Consider the following 17,925-nt stretch of genomic DNA (forward strand, 5'->3'; position numbering starts at 1 on the left):
TGAAAAATTTAAAACTACTTCAACGCTTCAGGTTGGACTATTTTTTATTTAGATTTGATACAACAAACTGGCATCTGGCTTAAACGCCATCAATAAATTCAAAAAAACTCAACGACCATGCAAACAAAGCGTACGATATTCACAGTAATAATTGTCTTCTTTTCAGTTCTTACAACACACGCACAGCATTCACTTACACGGATCTGGTCAACAGAAGCAACTCTTCCAATACCTGAGTCGGTATTATACAACGCTCAGGATAAACTTTTATATGTAGCCCAGATTGACGGGAAATCAGGCGAAAAAGACGGTAAAGGTGGTATCGCGAAAGTAGGACTGGATGGAAAAATTATTGCTCAGGATTGGATTACCGGCCTTAATGCTCCCAAAGGAATGGGAAAAATTGGTAATAAACTCTATGTGGCTGATGTTACCGATATCGTAGAGATTGATTCAAAAACTGGAAAAATCCTTAAAAAATACGAAGTGGAAGGAGCGAAATTTCTGAATGATTTGACGATAGATGCAAAGGGGAATATTTATGTTTCTGACTCTGATACAAAAAAAGTACATTTATTGAGCGATGGCAAGGTTTCAACGTACTTTGAAGATCTAACCCGTCCTAATGGATTGCTTTCTGTCGGCTCAGATCTCCTGATTGCAGATAATGGCGCATTAAAACGGCTTAGCGGAGATAAAAAAATAACAACCATTGCAGAAGGCATGGATAAAAGTACCGACGGAATTGAACAGGTGAAACCGGGAGAATATATTGTGTCGTGTTGGGCCGGAATGGTCTTTTATGTAAAGGAGGACGGAACTACTGAGAAGTTGCTGGATACCAGCGCTGACCAAGTTAATTCAGCTGATATTGGCTATGACAGCATCAAAAAAATTGTATATGTCCCAACTTTTATGAAAAATAGTGTTGTGGCATATCAGTTAAAATAAATTATATTTATAACTAAAATTTAATCAAAAAACAGGCATTTCTATGGACATTTTTGTTGGGAGTCTTTCCTTTAAGTTGAAGGAAAGCGAGTTGCGTGAGGCTTTTGAAAAATTTGGCGAAGTAAGCTCCGCAAAAATCATTATTGACAAAATTACTCGTCAAAGCAAGGGGTTTGGGTTTGTAGAAATGCCTGATGAAGAACAGGCTAAACTAGCCATAAAAGAGTTGAACGGAGTTGAAATGTATGGGCGCCCATTGGTTGTGAATGAATCACAGAAAAAAGAATCAGCAGGAAGAACAGGAGATAGCAGACCACGGAGTGATGCCCCGAAAAGCCAGGGATTTAGCAGAGAGAAACCAAGTGGAGGTTTTGGCGGAGGCGGATATAGTGGCGGCGGCGGATATAGCGGAGGTGGAGGTAACAGCGGAGGCGGGTATGGAAGCGGAGGTTACAGCAGTGGTAAACCAAAATCTGATTATGACCGCTCCGGCGGACGTGGAGGTGATTTCAAAAAAGGTGGCGGTGGTTCAAAAAGAGGCGATAGCAGGGACAGAGGGGATGATTGGTGAGAAAATCAGCTGCTGTTTATCAGCTTATTAGCAATTAATTCTTAGTTTTTTATAAAACAGAAAATGAGGCTGTCTCAAAAAGGCAGTCTTTTTTCATGTTTATTGAGTTGTTTATTTTTCTGAAATTGATTATCTTTAGGTATAAGCAAATCAGGAAAAATGGGACGCCGACAGCCTACTTTCAAACCTTATCATCAACATCAGTTGATGCTCTTACCCCCAAGTTTAGATGAGTTGATACCCAAAGATCATGCTTGTCGTGTGGTTAATGATATCGTAAACAGGATCAGTTTAGAGCCGTTGAATGCTGCTTATCATACAACAGGCTCATCCAGTTATCATCCCCAGATGCTATTGAAAGTCTTGGTTTACGGCTACGTGAGCAACATTTATTCGAGTAGGAAGTTAGAAGCAGCTTGCAAGGAGAGCATCTACTTTATGTACCTGAGCTCGATGAGCTATCCTGATCATAACACAATTAACCGGTTCCGGGGCGTACGTTTGAAAAATGCACTGCGTGCTGTTTTTGAGCAGGTGGTGGAGCTGCTTGCTCTGGAAGGATTTTTGAGTATTGAAGAAGTGTACACAGATGGCACGAAAATCGAGGCTAATGCCAATAAATATACTTTTGTGTGGAAGAAGGCGATTACGACCAATAAGGAAAAGATGAAAAAGCAGCTGGCCCATATCTGGGAATATGCTCAGAGTGTTGCTGCCAGTGAAGATAACCTACCAGATCCACCAGACCTGACTACGATCAATAAAGAAAAAGTCCAGCAGACTGTTGATAAACTCAATCAGGTGCTGGCTGGAAAAGACAATGTAGACAAGAAGATGAAGGCCAAACTGGGGTATGTTACCAAACATTATCCGGTCAATATCGAACGTTACGAAAAGCAGGAGGCTATTTTAGGCGAGCGGAATAGTTACAGTAAGACTGATATTGACGCCACATTTATGCGTCTGAAAGAAGATCACATGAAAAATGGTCAGCTTAAACCGGCCTACAATGTGCAAATATCAACTTCGAACCAGTTTATTGTCAATTACACGATCCATTCTAATACGACTGATACCAACACACTTGCAGAGCATCTTCAACAACATGAAAACAGTTTTGGTGCATCACCCAAATGTTTGACTGCCGATGCTGGCTACGGCTCGGAAGAAAATTATACTTTGCTGGAAGGGAAAAATGTAACTGCTTATGTAAAGTATAGCCTCTTTGATAAGCGTCAAAATCGCGCCTACAATAAAAAGCACCCATTCAGTGCTGATAAGCTTTTTTACAACGCTGCGGCAGATCATTATATCTGTCCAATGGGCCAGAAGATGCGCTACATTGGTAACAGCAAACGCAAAACAGTCACGGGTTTTGAGCAGACAGCCAAACTCTACAAGGCTATCAATTGTCAGGGATGTCCACTAAACGGTGTCTGTCACAAGTCGAAAAGTGAAAGGATTATTCAGGTCAATGTGAATTTGGAACGACAGAAAAAGAAAGCAGACGAACTTTTGAAAAGTGAAGAAGGTATTGAAAAACGAAAGAAGCGATGTTTTGATGTAGAACCTGTCTTTGGTAATATTAAAAATAACCACGGATTCCGCCGGTTTATGCTTCGTGGTAAGCACAAGGTCGAAATTGAGTGGGGATTGCTTGCAATAGCACAGAATATTAGAAAAAGGGCTGCATAAAGGTCCTATTTTCGTCATATTCTGTTATATAGCCTTGTTAGCTTTAACAATGCTACCAAACCACCAAATCCTAATACAAGAAAATCGAAACGAATGAGGGCACCTCAATTTGAATTTGAGACGCCCTCATTTTCTGTTATATCCTTTATAACTTTTTATTTCTTAAAAATAAAATACACAGCCAAGACTAAAAAGAGAAATCCAATAAAATGATTTATTCTGAAAGTCTCGGTTTTGAAAAACACCAGAGTAAATAAGGTAAAGATGACCAGTGTAATCACTTCCTGGATCACTTTGAGCTGAACAAGGGAAAAAGGGTCTCCATTTTCATTAAACCCAATACGATTGGCAGGTACCTGGAAACAGTATTCAAACAATGCAATTCCCCAACTGATCAGGATGATGGAAAAAAGGCCAAGTTTACTGAACCAGGCAAGCTCTTTGAATTTTAAATGACCGTACCAGGCCAATGTCATAAAAGCATTGGAAAGTATCAGGAGGCCGATTGTCCAGGCTGTTTTCATTCAGTTGCTCTGATTTTATTATCTTTAAAGAAGAATATAAATAATACAAGTACTACCGCAGCAATTCCCGCAGGTACCATCCAGATACTGGTCCAGTTTTTCACATCGTTTACGGTGTACATATCTGCCACGATTCCGGCCATCCAGGATCCAATTCCCATACCAATTCCATAGGTAGCAATCGCGATCAATCCCTGTGCTGAAGAGCGATATTTTTCACCTGCCTTGCTATCCGTATATATCTGTCCGGTTACAAAAAAGAAATCATAACAAACACCATGCAATAGAATCGCCAGGTACAAAAGCCATTCGCTCGAAGCATCTCCGTAGCCAAATCCGATAAAACGAACGATCCATGCAATAAGCCCCACGATCAGCATCCATTTTACACCTAACCGCCTAAAAGCTAATGGAATAAGCAACATAAAAACTACTTCCGAAACCTGCCCCAACGACATTTTATTTTCTACATTCGTCATGCCCGAATCCGTTAATGAAGGATTGGCCATTGCATAATAAAATGACAATGGGATACAGATCAGCAAAGAAGATATAAAGAAAATCGTGAATGAGCGGTCTTTGAAAAGCTTAAAGGCATCCAGACCCAATATTTCTGTAAATGAAGTACTGGTATTAGGTTTAGGAGGCGTATTGGGAAGAAAAAAAGAATAAACCCCTAAAAATGCAGCCGCAACCATTGAAAGTTTGAAGATCATTACGCTGTCACCAAATCCATAATAACCTATAATATTTGATACCACGATCCAGGCAACTGTGCCCATTACACGAATTGGCGGGAAATCTTTCTCGGTATTTTTCACCTGTTGCATCGCAATGGAGGTAGTGAGTGCCATCGTTGGTGCAAATGTGATGCAATAGGCCAGTATTACCCAAAAGAAAGTATCCGCATCAGTAATACCAGTCAGGACATACAACAGAACAGCTCCTGCTAGGCTTAGTACTCCAAGCACTTTTTGAGCTGCGAAATACCGGTCAGCAATCATGCCAACAAAAAAGGGTGATATTATCATCGCTATTGCAAAGGCAGCGTAAGCACCGCCTACCTGAGTCCCTGTTGCATGTAACGTTTTAAACATGTACTTGCTCATTTGCCCGTACCAGGATCCCCATATAAAATACAGGAGGAACATCATGGCCATCAATTGAAAACGTGTCGTATTCTTCATCTTAGGAGTAGAAATATAAAATTAAAATTTACTGTTAATTCACACAGAGCACTTCTTTAATTACCCATTACTTTTTCTTCACTATCTTCTGAAATTCATTCAGTTTCAAAAGTGCTTCTATCGGCGACAACGTATTAACGTCAAGCAAGGACAGTTTTTCTTTTAATTCTTCCAGTCGCGGATCAGCAGGTTCAAAAATACTCAGCTGAAAATTATTCTTAGGAATCTCTTTTACGCGTTTCTTGTGCGCTTCATTTACATGGTCTTTTTCAAGATGCTGCATAATTTCACTGGCTCGTAAAACAATAGCCTGCGGCATTCCGGCGATCTGGGCCACATGTATACCAAAACTGTGCGCACTTCCGCCGGGCTTCAATTTACGCAGGAATATTACTTTATTATCTACCTCCTTTACGGCAACATTGAAGTTTTTGATGCGTGGAAAATCTTCCGCCAGTTGATTTAACTCATGATAATGCGTTGCAAATAACGTTTTTGGCTTATAATCAGGCTGACTGTGAAGATATTCTGTTATGGCCCATGCAATGGAAACGCCATCATAGGTGCTCGTTCCGCGGCCAATTTCATCCATAAGAACCAGGCTCCGGTCACTCAAATTATTCAGGATACTCGCGGTTTCGGTCATTTCAACCATAAATGTACTTTCACCCCGGCTCAGGTTGTCGCTTGCTCCTACCCTTGTGAAAATCTTATCCACAATCCCGATGGACGCCGCTTTGGCTGGAACATAGCTACCCATCTGAGCCATCAATACAATTAAAGCAGTCTGCCGTAAAAGTGCAGACTTACCAGCCATATTCGGACCTGTAATGATGATGATCTGCTGCGTAAGATCGTCCAGGTACAAATCATTTGGAACATAACTTTCTCCCAATGGCAGTTGCTGTTCAATTACTGCATGCCGGCCGTCTTTAATATCCAGTTCTTTTCCCTCTGTAATAACCGGTTTAACATAGTTATTTTTCCGGGCAATGGTTGCAAAAGAACCCAATGCATCCAAAGTTGAAATTACAATAGCATTTTGCTGTATTGTACCCAGATATTCCGCTGCTGTCAGTACCAGTTCATTAAAAATCCGGAATTCAATGGCAGCTATTTTGTCTTCAGCATTCAGTATTTTCTCTTCGTATTCTTTAAGTTCAGGTGTAATATAACGTTCGGCATTTACCAATGTTTGCTTACGGATCCATTCGGCAGGCACCTTACTTTGCTGTGAATGTGTTACTTCCAGGTAATAACCAAAAACCCTGTTATAAGCAATTTTTAGCGACCCTATACCGGTACGCTCTATCTCCCGGTTTTGAAGCTTGATCAGATAATCCTTCCCTTCATATGAAATGGCATGCAGTTCATCCAGCTCAGGATCAACGCCACTTTTAACCATTCGCCCCTGATTGGAAAGAACCGGAGCGTCGTCTTTTATCTCAGTTTCAATTTTATCAATTAAAAAACTGCATGGATTAAGCTGGTCTGCATACTTACCTAAAATAGCATAAGCCGAGCCAGAAGTACTTTTGACTTTACCTGGATTCTCCTTTTTATCTTCTTCCACCAGTTTTGATAAAAGCTCTTTAATCGGGCCAATTTGTTTCAGGGATTTTTTGAGCTGAACCAGCTCCCGCGGGCTGATCCTTCTCACAGCCACTTTGGAGATCAGACGTTCCAGATCGCCTATATGTTTAAGATACTGTGTTACTGCATCATGAAAATCTTCATGGCTCAGGAAATGGTCAACTGTGTTCAGGCGCTCTTCAATAGGTAATTTTTCCTTCAAAGGAAGCACAACCCATTTACGCAGCAACCTGGCGCCCATAGGCGTAACAGTCTGATCCAGAATCTGAATAAGTGGAACACCACCTTCCTGCTGTGCGTTTACGAGTTCCAGATTACGAACTGTGAAACGATCCAGCCATACATATTTTTCTTCCTCCAACCGCGTAACACGATTGATGTGGCTAACTTCTTTGTGTTCAGTTTCACGCAGATAGTGGAGAATAACACCACCGGCAATGATGCCCATGGGAAGGTTCTCAATACCGAAACCCTTTAAAGTGGTTGTTTGAAAATGTGAGGTTAACTGCTCGTATCCATAATCATAGCCAAAACACCAGTCTTCCAGTTGAAAAGTATGGTACTTGCCTCCGAAAAGCTGATTAAATTCCTGCTTGTGTTTTTTACAGAACAGCACTTCCGCCGGTGAAAAGCCTTGCAGCATTTTGTCTATATAAGCTGCATTACCCTGGGAGGTCATGAATTCGCCCGTAGAAATATCCAGAAAAGCAACGCCATATAAATCATCAGAACCGACATGAACCGCTGCCAGATAATTATTTCTTCTGACATCCAGTACATTATCATTCAGTGATACACCAGGCGTAACCAGTTCTGTAACGCCACGTTTTACAATTCCTTTTGCAGTAGCAGGATCTTCCAGCTGATCACAAATAGCTACGCGCTCTCCTGCACGAACCAGTTTTGGAAGATAATTATCAAGAGAGTGATGTGGAAAGCCCGCCAGTTCTTCGTGCGAACCTCCGTTATTGCGGCGTGTAAGTACAATCCCCAGAATTTTAGAAGCGCGTATTGCATCTTCCCCAAATGTCTCATAGAAATCGCCGACTCTGAATAGCAGCAATGCTCCTGGATATTTGGCTTTTATCTGATTATATTGTTTGTTAAGCGGGGTTTCCTTACGTTCTTTTATCAAGTAGTTTTTTAAATTAAAGTTACGGTACAACAGCCATATATTAAAGCCGGCATACGGTTTAACAGAATCCTGTCTTCGTCCACTATTGCAAAACCCATTAGCGGGATACTACAAAATTAACCCTTCTATCCGGGTTTGACAAGGCAAAGGAATGGTTTAATCCGCCATACCCGCAATATTATTGGTACAAACGCTGAATTTCTTCGCCTTTCATTTCCCAGACAATTCCCTGTTTTTCATTGTTATTGTAGTCTGCAAGAGAAACACTACCAATTGCCCACCTGACTAATCTCAATGTAGGAAAATCAACAGCGGCTGTCATTTTCCTGACCTGGTGGTTTTTACCTTCATGCAAAGAAATGGAAACCCAGGAAGTAGGAATATTTTTGCGTACCCGAATAGGCCGGCTTCTTTCAGGAAGCAACGGTTCTGCAATTCGTAAGGCAAGTGCAGGAAGCGTCAGATATGATTTCCCATTAACAGAAATTTTTACTTCTTTTGATAATGTTATGCATGCTTCTTCTGTAATTTCTCCATCCACCTGCACATAATAAGTGCGTTTATGTTTGTTACGCGGTTCGAGAAGTTTAGTTTTCAACAAATTATCATTCGTCAGCAACAATAAACCTTCACTGTCGGCATCTAGCCGTCCAACCGGATAAACATCTTTTGGAAAATTAAAACCCAGATCAGCTAATGTAGCATGGTCGCCTTCGCGGGTAAACTGGGAAAGTACACCGAATGGCTTGTAAATGAGAAAGTAGCGAAACAATTTTTATGTGTTGATAAGAAGTAAACAATTACTGCCTGTAATGTACTATTTTATAACCAATCCTAAATCCAGGACAAAACCCGGAAGTACAGATTCGCCGGATAATTTCATATTTAAAGTATCATGAACAACGACTGGCTTGCCACCACTGTAAATGTAAACTTTACTCTCAAAACGATCAATCAGCCAACCCAGGCGTGTTCCGTTAATTATGTATTCTTCCATCTTATCCTGAAGGTATTTAAGCTCGTCAGATTTTGAGCGAATTTCAGCAACAAAATCAGGACAAATTGGCGCAAATATTTCCTGTTGTTCTTTATTAATTGAATCCCATCTCTCTTGTTTTATCCACGAGATATCAGGAGATCTGACAGCCCCATTTGACAAAGTAAAACCTGCTGAAGAATCAAACATTTCACCTAAGCAATTTTCTTTATTCCAGATTCCAAATTCCAATGAAATCCGAAAATTAAATCCACCTGTAAACGATCCAGTTGGAGACATAAGTATAATATTTCCTTTTGAGTCCCTCTCGAACTCTAGTGTGTCATTCATCTGGCAAAACTGAAAGAACTCATCTTCGCTCATCAGGTCTCCCATTTTTAAAGTTACGGGCATTTCAATATTCATAACTCGTCCTTTTATGTTCCGGCTTTATCAAAATTACAAAAAAGATCCTGCAATAATTATGGGAATAAATCTGCGATCAGCCAGGAACATAATTCTCTATTTCCAGCCAAACCGGACAATGATCTGAATGAACAGCATCATTGAATTGTTTACTTCCTTTAATTCTGCCTTTAATTGTATCAGCTACTGAAATATAGTCAATGCGCCAGCCTTTGTTATTTCCACGTGCTCCAGACCGGTATGTCCACCACGAATATTCTTTCAGATCCGGATTGATATGGCGAAACGCATCTGTATAACCATTATCAAACCATTTGGTCATCCATTCACGTTCTTCGGGTAAAAAGCCGGAGGATTTTTTATTTCCTTTTGGATCATGAATGTCATTTTCTGTGTGTGCAATGTTATAATCACCACAAATTATCAGGTTCGGGCGTTCCTTACGTAATTCATCAACCCAGTCATAAAAATCAGCCAGAAAATTCATCTTGACTCCCTGACGGATCTCACCGCTTGTGCCAGAAGGAAAGTAGCAGTTCAATAAGGTAATATCGCCAAAATCTGCACGCAATATTCTGCCTTCCATATCGTAAACCGGTAAATTGACGCCAATCGAGACCAGATCAGGCTGTATTTTAGAAAAAATAGCTACACCGCTGTATCCTTTTTTTCTGCTGCATGCCAGCCGATCAGTTCATAACCAAGTTTTTCAAAACCAGTTAAATCAACCACATCCGGCGTAGCTTTTACTTCCTGAAAACAAAGAATATCGAAAGATTTATCACTTAGCCAGTCCAGAAGACCATTTTTTAAAGCTGCCCGGATACCGTTTAAATTGTAAGTAAGAATTTGCATAATTACGTATAGAGAAAGATTTGTTCAATATGGTTAATAAAAATGAGGAAGCAAACCGTTGCTTCCTCAAATATAAAACTGCAATAACGAGAACCGGAATTATTTACCAATAATCATTTTGCTTGTAATGTCTTTCTCCAAAGTAATGTAACCAGGATAATTGATTTGTTTACCTGCAATATCAAGTGTTGGTTTCATTTTGACGGTAAAACGTGTAGGTTTTGCATCTGCTTTCCCGGTAAGGGCTACAATCATATTTATCAGCTCATCGCGTGTTTCGTTATTGTTCAGAAGCTGGTATACATTGGCATTCAGCTTGATAGGAACCCTTGTGCTTGCAGTTCCTGGCATTACTTCTATCAACTGGCTCAAATAACCACTGAATATTTCACTTTTAGTCAACAGTACTTTATATTCCAACTGATTAATAGCCGCACGTTTTTTGGTTGGATTGGTAATATCCAGATTTACCCGAAGATCAAGCGGAACATTTTTACGAAGCAAGGCAATGGCAATTCCCGGATATTTAGCCAGATCCAGATCGCTCAGACTTTTAACATTACGAAACTCACGGATATCCATGCCTGCAAGAAATACGCTGTCAACGGAAGCAATTTCGTATTTACATTCTCCAAAAGTTTTTGCCTCCGAAACTTGTTTTCCTACTCCACAGCTTATTAAAAATGCGCTGGTTGCTATTGTGGCAATCATTAAAACTGCAACTATCCAAATTTGTTTTTTCATTATCATCAATTATTTTTTTGCAAGTTAAACAGACGGTATCAGAACGCGAATAGCGCTCCATCATTATTATTATTGTATTTATTTTTCAACAGGATATTTTTAACCCAAAATCAGCTCACATTTAAATACAATATCTTGGACGGAAATAATACATGTCGTCACTAAATCCTGTCAGATGTACGTTCTGTCCTTGCACGGCTGTGGACTAGCAATTACCTTTGCAGCCTTTATTTTTAGGTCTATTAAAAAATCAAATTATCATGGCGAGCTGGTATTTAGGGAAAATTCGTTACCAAAAAGAAGACGAAGCGGGAAGTCTTAAAACAATTAATGAAGTATATCTTGTTGATGCCATTTCATATACAGAATCCGAAGCAAGGTTATACAAACAAATTTCCACCGGAGCCAGTGAATTCAGTGTTACAAGTATTTCACGCATGCGCCTGGCTGATCTTTTTTCTTATGAAGAAGGTGAAAAATGGTTTAAAGCCAAAGTTATTTACTTCTCTGTGGATGAAAAAAGCGGTAAAGAAAAGAAGGTCGTAAATTACATGCTTGTCAACGCGGATGGTATTGACCAGGCGCTGGAAAGAATTACAGAAAGCCTGCGCACGATGCTTATTCCTTACGAAACAACTGATATTAACCTAACTCCGATTCTGGACGTATTTCCATATTCCGCAGAAGAGGAAGAAGTTGAAATCCCAGCCAATATGCGCCCCTTAGCCGAAGTAATGGCAGAAAGAGCGGAAGCGTAAGGGAGTCTGGAGTTTAGAGTTTAGAGTCAAAAAAATAGTTGAAAATCTTTTTTTTAATAAATAACATTCAATTCCAGGCTTCTGCTGGTAACTTTTCATTCTAAACGCTAAACTTTTGACTCTAAACTTTTGACTTTTGAACTTTTGAACTTTGAACTCTAAACTCATTCAACTTTCACTTCCTGATAATTTCTCGTTATGGCTAAAAATGGGTCAGGGCCTAGGCTTTTTAATTTCAATATTACATCACCGGATACAGATTCAGTCAACAACTGATTGGGGCCTAATAAATACAGATAATCGAAAGAGACAGGTAAACTTGCTGCTACTTCTATCAGTTCAAAGCCATATAAAGGATATGTCCCGAACGGCATTGCAGTAATCCAGATTTTATCCCTATTCTCGGAAGTAGCGTAGGATAAGGTATATTCCACACTTTCAAAACCGAAATCCACTCTTTTGCTACCGGTTGCAGCGCAGTAGGTATCAAAATTTCCCTTTTGCTGGGCTTGTGTTTCTGCATCTGGCTTCACATCAACTACTTTCTCGGTTGTCCTTATTTTCTTACCGTTTTCGTCCATTCCGCAATGTATGTAACGGCCGTCCTGAAATGCCAGAATAAAATCAAATGCTTTTCCGGCTTCTCCAAAACTGCTTTCTTTTTTGAAACACATTGTCCCGGTTACAGGATCAAAATAAATTTTTATTTCTCCCTTGGTTTTTTCAGTCTTATCCTCATACTCCATCACGAGCGAATGGCTGAAATAATACTGGCCCTTTTCAGGTTTCCATTGTAAAACACGTTGCTTATCTGCCGGGATTTTTTTAACAGTTTGAGCCACTAAAAAATTTACCTTCGAAAATAAAAGAAGCGACAGAACACTAAAACAGAAGATCCTAAGCATAAAAAAATTGATTGAAACTGCAAGCTAAATAGAGACTTTTGAAAAACCATAACCCTATTATAATTCTTTCAAAGCGTTTCTCTGCTGCCATTTATCGGGAAGATTGTAAATTGCGAAGCATTTGTATACATCGCATGAATTTCAATTTCGAAAAAAGGTCTGTTTTATTACAAGAAGGGCGTCGCGCCTATTTTTCTTCTGATTACCATTTGGGTGTCCCAACATTTGAAAAAAGTCTTGAAAGAGAAAAGCGAATTATTAGCTGGCTGGAATCAATTGAGCATGATGCACAGGTTATATTTCTGGTCGGTGATATTTTTGACTTCTGGTTTGAGTATAAACACGCGGTTCCAAAAGGATTTGTAAGAATTCTAGGCAAACTGGCCCAGCTTTCCGACCGGGGCATTGAACTGCTTATTTTTACCGGAAACCATGATATGTGGATGTTTGGATACCTGAAAGAAGAATTAAATGCTAAAATTTTCAGGAATCCGGTTCACTTCGATTTTATTAACCACCGTGGTACTTCACAGCAAATACTGATAGGCCATGGTGACGGGCTTGGTCCGGGAGACAACACTTACAAGTTCTTGAAAAAGATTTTTGAGAATTCTTTTTTCAGCTCATTTTCCGTCTGGTACATCCGGATGTTGGAATCTGGATTGCCAAAAACTGGTCTCACAGCAGCAAGGTAAGTAACGCCATCAAAGGAGAACAACAGTTTTTAGGAGAAGAAAAGGAATGGCTGTTTCAATATTGCAGTGAAGTGGAGCAATCCCGGCATTTTGATTTTTATATATTCGGGCACAGACATCTGCCTCTTGATCTGAAAGTAAACGAGAGAAGCAGGTATATAAATCTGGGCGAATGGATTACACAGCAAACTTTTGCCGTATATGACGGGACTGATGTAGAACTGAAAAATTTGATTCATCAACAGATTAAGAGAGACAGGGTTATTTAGTTTTTCTTAATATCTTTTTCATCATCAGTTGGTGGAATAAAATCCTGCTTATTGATATTCTCACGAGGTGTTTCACCCAGATCTTTACGCCAGTCTTTTTGTTTTAAATCTCCGTTCTTAACGGATTTAACAAATTTGGCCCAAGCAAAAGGATTCAGGAACGGAAATGTGGTAGCAAAGTTTTTCCCGGCTGCCGATTCCCGTCCAAATAATTGCTGATCCATTGTATACCTGTAATTAGTCTGGCCATTATTTGGAACCTGTGCAGCCATTCTGTTAATATATTCTGCACTCGTGCTGCGGGCTAAAGCGTCCCTATCTGCCTGATCTGGTAATTGCAGTGCTAAAAATGCCTTTTTGAACTCTTCCTCCGTAGCATAAGGATAAATTTTCACCTCAGAGAGCAAAGTAACATCTTCCTGCATGGCCACAATTGCAGAGTAAGTATCGGAATTGAAATTTCTTGGAATGACGTGATGCTGTTTTTTATAACCCACATAGCTGTAAACAATACTGTCACCAGGAAATACAGGAATTGTAAAAGAGCCGTCTGAGTTTGCTAACTTTCCCGTTCCTGCTTTTGGAATAAAAATATAAGCCCCAGGCAAACGTTCGCTGGTTTTTCCGGCAACTACAATACCACTGAATATAATTGCCTTTTGCTCTCCCTGAGCAAAGACATCACGACTGCCAATTATTCCTGAAAGTATTAATATACTTATAAAAAAACACCTTTTCATTCGTTCCGGATTGTTAAGCTAAATCAGTAGTGAGACCGCCTAGGATTCTATTAAATGACAAAAAAATCGTTGAATTAACATTGGTACAACAATTTCAAAAAGTTTAAAAAATCATTCCTTTAGTAGAAACGACTTAATGCTGGATGGATTGTTCCCATTTCAACATCAGTTGGATTACTATGAAAATAACTTCAAAAACGTAATTATAAATGGAGCTGAAAGCAATAAGCCATCGAACCTGTCTAAAAAGCCTCCATGACCGGGAATACTACTCCCTGAGTCTTTAATGGCAATACTTCGCTTGAACAATGACTCAACCAAATCACCATATGTACCTACAACAACGATAATTGCGCCGATACAATACCACTTCCAGGGTTCGAATGTAAGGAAATATTGTCCTAATCCAAAAGCAATAATTGCCGCAAAAGCGGCTCCGCCCATTGCTCCTTCCCAGGATTTTTTAGGAGAAATACGCTCAAAGAGCTTTCGTTTTCCAAATTTGGTACCTGCAAAATAACCTCCGATGTCGGATGCCCACAGCAATAAAAGACTTCCTAAAACAATCTCGTAATTGTAGGATCCGCCTCGCATTGCCATTACTACAATCAAAGAAAAAGGCAGAGCTACATAGATAATACCCAAAAATGTAAATCCGATATTGGTAAAAGGTTTAAGATCATTCTTTTTATACAGTTTAATAAAAAAAACCATTGAAAGTAACGGACTGATTATAAAGTAATTCTCAAACGGAATTATCTCCATTTCTATCAGATACGCAAGTAACATCATAACTGTGCCACAGAACGTACCATAATATGTTAATGGCTGATTACCATCCAGTCCCAATAATTTGTAAAATTCAAGCTGAGTAAGCGAACTGATCGTACAAAAAAGCAATAAACAGGTCCAGTCACTATATAGTATACATCCTATAATAACAATTACGCCGGCCAGTGCTGTGATCGTTCGTTGTTGTAAGTTATTAAGATTGTTTAAACGCTTCTGCATTTTCTAAAATAGTTTGGGCTTGAGCAAGGTCACTTACAGGAACATGTACCTCGCACATGCCAAAAATCGGATAACTGCTATCCTGTTTATTTACAATAACGGCTGCTATGCCATTTTGGTCCAAAGTTTCCCGTGCCAGTTCCGCCTGTATCATTTGTCCGCTCTGAAATGCTTTTACCCAACTTTCTTCCATAATATCTCTATCCTTTGGTTATTTGTGAATGATTAAAAATTTATTTTTTTCCAGTACTCAGGCAATATGTGTGCCTTTCAAACTGGCTTTTTTAATTGTAATAAGAATAGCTGCTGAAAGCACAAGTGACGAAAGTACCAATTGTAACGGCATTGTTTTTGTCTCTTCAATATTAATATCCAAAACTTTGATGTTATACAGATATACCATAACAAGCACAAAGCCATTGTTTATGAAATGGGCCAGTATAGCAACCCACAGACTTCCACTCCAGTAATACAGATAACCAAACAGCGCACCCAGTAACATTCTTGGCAAAAAACCATAAAACTGAAAGTGTATGGCACTAAAAATTGCAGCGGAAACCCAGATTGCCAGGTGATAATTTTTCCAGTGCTGAGATAATTTCCTTTGAATAATTCCCCGGAATAAAGTTTCCTCTCCCAGAGCAGGTAAAAGTACAACAACAAACAGCGCGATTAAAAGCTGACTAATGGTGTCGTATGTGGTCATGAATTTGGTAAGAACGGTGAGCTTATCTTCTTTTTCACGCATCCATATTTCAAGGCCAGACCATGCATGGGGTAATTTCATTGCGGCATTCCACTCAATAAATTTACTGTTGACAGGAATAAAAACGAAAACCAGCAAAGCAGCAAGAAGCCAGATTTTCATTTCAGGTTTTTCCCGGAACTCAAAGTGGGGCAAGGTTTTCCGCTCAATAAAAAACCAGAAGAGAAGTGCCGGCAACAGATAGGAAAAGAAGTGCACAGTACCCTGCAGGATCATCATTGCATACCATCCATCAGCTACCTGATCGGGCTGGGTAATTAACTGATTGAGGATAGCCACGGCACTATCTGCATCTGCTGATAAGAAAAGTGCCAAGACTACAACTGCCAGAACATTGCCAACAGCCATGCCAATAAGCAGAAAACCAAGTAAAACCAATAAACTGCCTAAACTGCCCTGTACACGTGAATCAACCAAATTCAGATTACTTTTTTGCATAATTGGTGTAAATTTACAGTTTATTGTCAATTTAAAATAATGAGATAGTATTGAAATGGATAATGAGTAAATTAATCGTTTACAAAAACCATGAATATAATGTCTCAAACACAGCAAAAATGGTAAAAATCGGAAATATAGAACTTGGTGACTTTCCATTACTTCTTGCTCCTATGGAGGATGTAAGTGACCCGCCATTTCGTGCCGTATGTAAGGAAAATGGTGCAGATCTGATGTATACAGAATTCATATCATCCGAAGGACTGATCCGGGATGCAGCAAAAAGCGTACACAAACTTGATATTTTTGAATATGAAAGGCCGGTAGGTATCCAGCTTTTTGGAAGTGATATAGAAACGATGGGTTCGTGTTCTGAAATTGCATCCAGAGTTAATCCTGACCTGATTGATATTAATTATGGCTGCCCGGTAAAAAATGTTGCCTGTCGTGGAGCAGGAGCAGCATTATTGCAGGATGTCCCAAAAATGGTTCGTATGACGGAAGCCGTCGTGAAATCAACTCATTTGCCCGTGACAGTTAAAACCCGCCTGGGTTGGGATGAAAGCACCAAAAATGTAGAAGATGTCGCAGAACGCCTGCAAGACATTGGAATACAGGCACTTTCTGTACACGGACGTACCCGTGTGCAAATGTACAAAGGCTCCGCAGACTGGACATTGATTGCACGGATCAAAGACAACCCAAGAATTACCATTCCGATTTTTGGAAATGGAGATATTGACACCCCTGAAAAAGTTTTGGAATATAAAAACCAGTTCGGTGTAGATGGAATTATGATTGGCCGTGCTACAATAGGAAATCCGTGGATATTTAATGAAATAAAACATTATCTGAAAACAGGTGAAAAACTGGCCCCGCCTTCTCTGGCCGAACGCGTTGCAGTTTGCCGCAGGCATCTTGAATTTTCTATCCGCTGGAAAGGTCCCGTAGCCGGTGTATTTGAAATGCGCAGGCATTATACAAATTATTTCCGTGGACTGGAAAATTTCAAACCTTTTCGGATGCGCCTTGTGGAAGGAATGTCGTTTGAAGAACTGGATGGTATTCTAAATGAGGTCGTTCATGAATATAGCGAAGCAATATGCTAAAAGTAATTGTAGACGGCGACTATTCCGGTGAAGATCAACCGGATCAGAAAAACATCTTTGAACTGGTACAGGAAAAAGATAAATGGTTTATCAATCAAAAGTTATTCAGCGGAGATCTTGTACGGATACGCGAAAACCATTATCACGTCATTTGGAATAATCAGTCTTACAATATTGAAGTGATTGAATCCAGTCACTCGGAAAAAACATACCAGCTGCTGATCAATGGCCGGCATTTTACGACAACTGTAAAAGATCAGGTTGATCTGCTGCTGGAAGGAATGGGTATGCAGGCCAAACAGGCTCAAAAAATAAATCACGTAAAAGCACCGATGCCTGGTCTCATTCAATCTATTGCAGTTTCGGAAGGTGATCTGGTAAATAAAGGGGATACCTTGCTGGTGTTGGTAGCCATGAAAATGGAAAATGTAATCAAATCTGCAGGCGACGGAAAAGTAAAATCATTGAAGGTTAAAGCAGGAGAAACCGTTGAAAAAAATCAGGTAATGTTAGAGTTTCAATAAATAAATTGTTTATCTAATCCTCCAACACGTATTTTTACGATTAAAATCACCAT

Annotated in this window: 17 protein-coding genes and 2 pseudogenes; 7 read left to right on the forward strand and 12 right to left on the reverse strand. The window is 39.7% G+C overall.

Annotated elements, in window-relative coordinates; all coding sequences use genetic code 11:
* Positions 1-117: 117 nt before the first annotated feature.
* The 3 genes from KZC02_RS11290 to KZC02_RS11300 all read left to right on the forward strand — a co-directional run bounded on the left by KZC02_RS11290 (position 118) and on the right by KZC02_RS11300 (position 3,217).
* Positions 118-951, forward strand: a complete 834-nt coding sequence (locus KZC02_RS11290; protein ID WP_221394199.1) for an SMP-30/gluconolactonase/LRE family protein — start codon at positions 118-120, stop codon at positions 949-951.
* Between the two features lie 43 nt (positions 952-994).
* Positions 995-1,522 (forward strand): RNA-binding protein, encoded by a 528-nt coding sequence (locus tag KZC02_RS11295; RefSeq protein ID WP_221394200.1) that lies wholly within the window; start codon positions 995-997, stop codon positions 1,520-1,522.
* A 159-nt stretch (positions 1,523-1,681) separates the two neighbouring features.
* Positions 1,682-3,217 carry an IS1182 family transposase gene (locus KZC02_RS11300; protein ID WP_221389638.1) on the forward strand — a complete coding sequence of 512 codons (1,536 nt, stop codon included), beginning with the start codon at positions 1,682-1,684 and terminating at the stop codon, positions 3,215-3,217.
* 155 nt (positions 3,218-3,372) lie between these two features.
* Here the strand turns inward: KZC02_RS11300 and KZC02_RS11305 are convergent, their stop codons facing one another.
* The 7 genes and pseudogenes from KZC02_RS11305 to KZC02_RS11335 form a co-directional block, all read right to left on the reverse strand.
* Complete coding sequence (locus KZC02_RS11305; RefSeq protein ID WP_221394201.1) at positions 3,373-3,741, reverse strand: DMT family protein; 369 nt, start codon at positions 3,739-3,741, stop codon at positions 3,373-3,375.
* Complete coding sequence (locus KZC02_RS11310) at positions 3,738-4,928, reverse strand: nucleoside permease (protein ID WP_221394202.1); 1,191 nt, start codon at positions 4,926-4,928, stop codon at positions 3,738-3,740. Before KZC02_RS11310 ends, KZC02_RS11305 begins: the two co-directional genes overlap by 4 nt.
* A 67-nt stretch (positions 4,929-4,995) precedes the next feature.
* Positions 4,996-7,656 (reverse strand): DNA mismatch repair protein MutS, encoded by a 2,661-nt coding sequence (mutS, locus tag KZC02_RS11315; protein WP_221394203.1) that lies wholly within the window; start codon positions 7,654-7,656, stop codon positions 4,996-4,998.
* Positions 7,657-7,834: 178 nt separating this feature from the next.
* On the reverse strand, positions 7,835-8,428 hold the full coding sequence (locus tag KZC02_RS11320; RefSeq protein ID WP_221394204.1) for a pseudouridine synthase: 594 nt from the start codon (positions 8,426-8,428) through the stop codon (positions 7,835-7,837).
* A gap of 45 nt (positions 8,429-8,473) precedes the next feature.
* A complete protein-coding gene (locus KZC02_RS11325; RefSeq protein ID WP_221394205.1) occupies positions 8,474-9,058 on the reverse strand; it encodes a Uma2 family endonuclease in 585 nt (194 codons plus the stop codon).
* Positions 9,059-9,134: 76 nt separating this feature from the next.
* Positions 9,135-9,913, reverse strand: a pseudogene (locus KZC02_RS11330) (exodeoxyribonuclease III).
* A 99-nt stretch (positions 9,914-10,012) separates the two neighbouring features.
* The gene (locus tag KZC02_RS11335) at positions 10,013-10,657 is read right to left on the reverse strand and encodes a hypothetical protein (RefSeq protein ID WP_221394206.1); all 645 of its coding nucleotides are present in this window, start codon (positions 10,655-10,657) and stop codon (positions 10,013-10,015) included.
* 260 nt (positions 10,658-10,917) lie between these two features.
* Between KZC02_RS11335 and KZC02_RS11340 the strand changes: the two genes are divergently transcribed.
* Complete coding sequence (locus KZC02_RS11340) at positions 10,918-11,415, forward strand: DUF4494 domain-containing protein (protein WP_221394207.1); 498 nt, start codon at positions 10,918-10,920, stop codon at positions 11,413-11,415.
* Positions 11,416-11,579: 164 nt separating this feature from the next.
* Here the strand turns inward: KZC02_RS11340 and KZC02_RS11345 are convergent, their stop codons facing one another.
* Entirely contained in the window at positions 11,580-12,257 is a 678-nt protein-coding gene (locus KZC02_RS11345; protein WP_229254188.1) for a hypothetical protein, read from the reverse strand.
* A gap of 197 nt (positions 12,258-12,454) precedes the next feature.
* Between KZC02_RS11345 and KZC02_RS11350 the strand changes: the two are divergent.
* Positions 12,455-13,284 (forward strand): annotated as a pseudogene (locus KZC02_RS11350) (UDP-2,3-diacylglucosamine diphosphatase).
* Here the strand turns inward: KZC02_RS11350 and KZC02_RS11355 are convergent.
* The 4 genes from KZC02_RS11355 to KZC02_RS11370 form a co-directional block, all read right to left on the reverse strand.
* Positions 13,281-14,024 (reverse strand): carboxypeptidase-like regulatory domain-containing protein, encoded by a 744-nt coding sequence (locus KZC02_RS11355; protein WP_221394208.1) that lies wholly within the window; start codon positions 14,022-14,024, stop codon positions 13,281-13,283. The pseudogene KZC02_RS11350 and the gene KZC02_RS11355 sit on opposite strands and share 4 nt — an antisense overlap.
* 177 nt (positions 14,025-14,201) lie before the next feature.
* A complete protein-coding gene (locus KZC02_RS11360) occupies positions 14,202-15,035 on the reverse strand; it encodes a phosphatidate cytidylyltransferase (protein ID WP_221394209.1) in 834 nt (277 codons plus the stop codon).
* The gene (locus KZC02_RS11365; RefSeq protein WP_221394210.1) at positions 15,010-15,228 is read right to left on the reverse strand and encodes a DUF2007 domain-containing protein; all 219 of its coding nucleotides are present in this window, start codon (positions 15,226-15,228) and stop codon (positions 15,010-15,012) included. The genes KZC02_RS11360 and KZC02_RS11365 overlap by 26 nt, the downstream gene beginning before the upstream one ends.
* A 57-nt stretch (positions 15,229-15,285) precedes the next feature.
* Positions 15,286-16,239: a CPBP family intramembrane glutamic endopeptidase gene (locus KZC02_RS11370; RefSeq protein WP_221394211.1), complete on the reverse strand. Its 954-nt coding sequence runs from the start codon at positions 16,237-16,239 to the stop codon at positions 15,286-15,288.
* A gap of 119 nt (positions 16,240-16,358) precedes the next feature.
* Between KZC02_RS11370 and dusB the strand changes: the two genes are divergently transcribed.
* Positions 16,359-17,348: a tRNA dihydrouridine synthase DusB gene (gene dusB, locus KZC02_RS11375; RefSeq protein WP_221395016.1), complete on the forward strand. Its 990-nt coding sequence runs from the start codon at positions 16,359-16,361 to the stop codon at positions 17,346-17,348.
* Entirely contained in the window at positions 17,342-17,872 is a 531-nt protein-coding gene (locus KZC02_RS11380; RefSeq protein ID WP_221394212.1) for an acetyl-CoA carboxylase biotin carboxyl carrier protein subunit, read from the forward strand. The genes dusB and KZC02_RS11380 overlap by 7 nt, the downstream gene beginning before the upstream one ends.
* Positions 17,873-17,925 lie beyond the last annotated feature (53 nt).

The sequence above is a fragment of the Dyadobacter sp. NIV53 genome (assembly GCF_019711195.1).
GTDB lineage: Bacteria > Bacteroidota > Bacteroidia > Cytophagales > Spirosomataceae > Dyadobacter.